The sequence below is a fragment of the Caproiciproducens sp. MSJ-32 genome (assembly GCF_018918055.1).
Classification (GTDB): domain Bacteria; phylum Bacillota; class Clostridia; order Clostridiales; family Clostridiaceae; genus Clostridium.
Map to the genome: position 1 here is coordinate 1 of NZ_JAHLPS010000029.1, position 3,981 is coordinate 3,981.

Below are 3,981 nucleotides of genomic sequence, written 5' to 3' on the forward strand. Positions count from 1 at the left end.
TTATTAATAAGTAAAGTTGAATTAATGGAAGAAGAATTAAGTGCAAAGGATAAAGAAATCCAGCAACTTAAAAATGAGATAGCTTTCCTAAAAGGTATTATATCTAATAAAAATAGAAAGATATTTGGAACTTCTAGCGAACAAGTAGATGCTAACCAATTATCTCTTTTTAACGAGGCTGAAAAACACAGTGATTCAAAAGTAGAAGAACCTACATTAGAGGAAATTACATATAAAAGAGCTAAGAAAAACAATTATGCTGGTAAAAAAGATAATCTAGCAAACCTAGAAAGAGTTGTTATTGAACATAAATTAGAAGGTGAAGACCTTAAATGTAAAGAATGTGGCGAAGAGTTAATTGAAATTGGAATTAAATCTAAAATTGAAAGAATTGTTATACCATTAGATCAATCTATAAATAAAATATATATGTATTCAAAGGATAAAGCCATTATAGTAAAGCTTAGCTCAAATGATTATGTAACTAAGTTACTTGAAGCATTAAAATAAGAATTATTGAGGTGAATATGCTATGCAAAAATATTTTAAATATAAAATTATTTTTTTATATCGATATTTATAATGTTAATTTATTTGGATTATAGATATCATTCATTTTTAGCCAAAAGATTCTTCGCTAATTATGAATGGCTAGGATATTTTAGATATAATATGAAGCTTGATTTAGTATACTCCATAGATGTTATTGTAGCTACAACACTTTTTATAATAATACTATTAGTATCATTTGTTAGAAAAAAGTTCTCAAATTTTATGTTTATAATATTTCCTGTAATATGCGTTATAATTCATTTATTAACACTAAATTAGGTTAAGTCGTTGTGTTGATTATGGAAAATAGAGTTAATTTTGAGTGCATTGAAAATTGTCTACTATAAAACGTAGCATCATATGCATAAAAAAATTAACAGCAGGAAGTTAATATCCAGATAGCAATAAATATTGTATAAAGGTATAAATTTCAAACTTTCAAGAAACCTTTAGTTTAAGGGCTTCACCTTTACGCAAAATCAATATTAATGCGTATTAGTATCATCATTCTATAACAACACATGTTGAGACAGTTGTTAAACTTACAAGGACCAAAGGGACGAATTAAGTTTTCTACAACTGTCCATGCAAGGCTTTCCCACGAAAAGGAGTCGAAGACGAACTTTGAATGGCAGAAAGCTACTGCTGAGACGGTGGTGAAGATAGTAAAGAAATAGGCTGATATCAAAGGCCTTGAAGGATTTTAACTAAATATTGAAGTGTGCTTTATGTTCCCCTCAGACTGATGGCTTGAGGGGAACTTGATATTCATTAAATGGTTGAGAGTAACTTTTGATTTACTTAGTGACTCTTATTTAACATATTCATATGTTCACTTTTAATTATATCCCTTAGGGTATTAGCAGCTAAGCTTATGGCTTCTTCACTAAATGCATGCTTTAGCCCCCCTGCATTTAAAGTTTCCTCATAGGTTCTATAGCCTAAATGCTTGCAGATATCTAAATATTTCTCATAGGTATTCTCAGTGTGAAATATCAATGCAATAGCATTTATATATGCAGGCACATACCCAATTAAATATTTAGGAAAAGAAATAAATGAATCAAACATAAAGTAGTCTGCCCCTTGACAAATCAAATCTTCAAAGTAAGTGTATTCGTGGGGTAAATATTTTCTGTTTATTTTCATATATTCCTGTGTAATCTCTTCTAAAGCTGCATCTTCATTTTCATATAAATAATTTTCAAATTCATTTTCTGTACAGAATCTCAAAATAAAATCAACTACACCTATTGCATGTAAGTATATCCACTTCGAAGCATCTTTATCGTAAAATAAATTTGCGTACTGGTAAGCATAAAATTCCATACTTCTAGATACTATTTCTGAAATATCAATTGGTGGTAATATATTAAATAGGGACTTGTGACTCAAGTCAGACTGGTATTCTTGAAAACTATGTCCCAATTCATGAACAACACAGTATACGTCGCTGCTCTCATTTTTAAAGTTCCCAAAGATGGGAGCAATATTAATATCGTTAATATAATTTTGGAATGCAATACCAGGCATCTTTACTGGGGAATATTCCAAGTCAAATGCAGCTTGCACTATTAACTTATCAAAATAATCCCCATGTTTACAATTTTTACCCGTAAATTTATCACCCTTCTCCTATTGAATAAGCTTATAATGTTTTATTCTTCATTTGTTAAAAAAAACCTTTTTTCAGAGTATGTTTATTGCAGAAGTTTAGCATTTAAATCTAGAAAGCATTTATTTTAGAATTTTAAGTTTCGTTGAAAAATATGGTATAATAAATAATAATTAACAAATGGTCGTGAGAAATTTTATTAGGGAGGTATTCATGAGCTTTAAAAAAGGTATTTTAGTTTTGCTAATAATGCTTTTGGCATTTACAGTGGGGTGTTCGGAGAACGTACTTTTAGATGAGCAGAATAGTAAAAGATTAAACTATAACTTTAAAATTTCAGATCTGAAAAATATAGACCAAACATTAAGCAAACAGAGATATTCATATTCTACTAATGTAGATAAGAGGTATGTTGCAGTTATCACCTACCAGTCTAAAAATGCAACAATAAAACAATACTTGGTAAATAAGGATGGCATAGTAGAATTAACTATACCTAAAGATTCTCCTTTTATCATATCTCTTCATGCAAATCGTACAATTACTTATACATGGAATGTTAAAAATAGCATTGATAATGAATTAATTAAGTTGGAAAATAGGTCTTGGATTAATGTACCCATACCAAAATCAGAAAAAGATAAAGATGGTGCAAACTATGATAGACAGAACTTCTATTTTAAATCCTTAAAATCTGGAAGTGAGAAATTAGTTATGAGGTATGAACATCAATCAGAGCATAGAGATGAGTTCTTCGAGATAACTTTCAAGATTAAAATTGAAGATTAATGGTGAATTTTAAATTTTCTATTGCATAGTGATTTTATTTTTGTATCTATGGATACTGAATATTAAGAAAGTTAATCCTATAATTAAAACATAAATTAATGGGATAGAGATTGAAGAACTTATTAAAGTATTGAATGAAATCGTAATATAAAAGAGAGATACTGATATAAATATACGAGAACAGAAAATGGTGTAAGTACAATGAGAAAGGAGTAATTTTATGGATGGAATTGTATTAATGATCGATGAACATAAGAACATAAAAAGAATGTTAAAGGTTATAAGAAAAGCTTGTTTAGATGTTATGAACGGAAAAGAAATTGATTTTACTGACTTTGAAAAAATGATAGACTTTGTAAGAAATTATGCAGATAAGCACCATCATGAAAAAGAAGAAAAAATTTTATTTAATAGAATGGTAGATGAAATTGGTGGTGCAGCTGAGAAATTAGTTAAGTTTGGAATGCTTGTTGAACATGACTTTGGAAGACTCTATATAAAGGAACTTGAGGAATCACTTGCTAAAGTTAAGGCTGGTGATAATGAGGCTAAACTTGATGTAATAGCAAATGCTATATCATATACACATTTATTATCTAGGCATATAGATAAAGAGGATAATGTTGCATATCCTTTTGCTAGGAGAAAACTTTGTAAAGAAACATTGAACAAAGTTAATATGGAGTGTAATACTTTTGAAGAAGAAAAGAGTAGAGTGGGAGTGCAAAATAAGTATGTTGAAATGTTAGAATTACTTGAGAAAAAGTATAAATAATTTATTTATACTGGTGACATAAAAAGTATGTCACCAGTATATTAGTCGCAATAGCTCTTTAAGGCTGCAATATCTTTTATTTTGAAGGTGGATAAGTGAAAATCAATTATACCATCATCTCGCATTTCACATAGTTCTCTTGACAAAGATGGCCTAGATACATTTAGAAATTCAGCCAGATCATTGCGTTTTAAGGGTAAAGTTATAGTGTTGCTTTTAGTATTTTGATATTGATCCAGCAGATATAAGG

Annotated in this window: 5 protein-coding genes; 3 read left to right on the plus strand and 2 right to left on the minus strand. The window is 28.9% G+C overall.

The features are described 5' to 3' along the window. On the plus strand, positions 1-510 hold a 510-nt coding region (locus tag KQI16_RS03495), incomplete at its 5' end, for a transposase (RefSeq protein ID WP_216432260.1). 843 nt (positions 511-1,353) lie between these two features. On the opposite strand, the gene KQI16_RS03500 is transcribed toward KQI16_RS03495, so the two are convergent. Next, a complete protein-coding gene (locus KQI16_RS03500; RefSeq protein WP_216432262.1) occupies positions 1,354-2,106 on the minus strand; it encodes a M3 family metallopeptidase in 753 nt (250 codons plus the stop codon). 310 nt (positions 2,107-2,416) lie between these two features. Between KQI16_RS03500 and KQI16_RS03505 the strand changes: the two genes are divergently transcribed. Together KQI16_RS03505 and KQI16_RS03510 are read left to right on the plus strand one after the other, a co-directional pair. Continuing rightward, positions 2,417-2,956, plus strand: a complete 540-nt coding sequence (locus KQI16_RS03505; RefSeq protein WP_286172860.1) for a protease inhibitor I42 family protein — start codon at positions 2,417-2,419, stop codon at positions 2,954-2,956. Between the two features lie 220 nt (positions 2,957-3,176). Continuing rightward, the gene (locus KQI16_RS03510) at positions 3,177-3,731 is read left to right on the plus strand and encodes a hemerythrin domain-containing protein (protein WP_216432266.1); all 555 of its coding nucleotides are present in this window, start codon (positions 3,177-3,179) and stop codon (positions 3,729-3,731) included. 41 nt (positions 3,732-3,772) lie between these two features. Here KQI16_RS03510 and KQI16_RS03515 read toward each other — a convergent pair. Beyond that, a partial coding sequence (locus tag KQI16_RS03515) for a helix-turn-helix domain-containing protein (RefSeq protein WP_216432268.1) occupies positions 3,773-3,981 on the minus strand: 209 nt, incomplete at its 5' end.

What these genes read in the sequence shown, in the direction of transcription:
- KQI16_RS03505 (WP_286172860.1), top strand. Translation starts at nt 2,417, where the DNA reads ATGCTTTTGGCATTTACAGTGGGGTGTTCGGAGAACGTACTTTTAGAT.
- KQI16_RS03510 (WP_216432266.1), top strand. Translation starts at nt 3,177, where the DNA reads ATGGATGGAATTGTATTAATGATCGATGAACATAAGAACATAAAAAGA.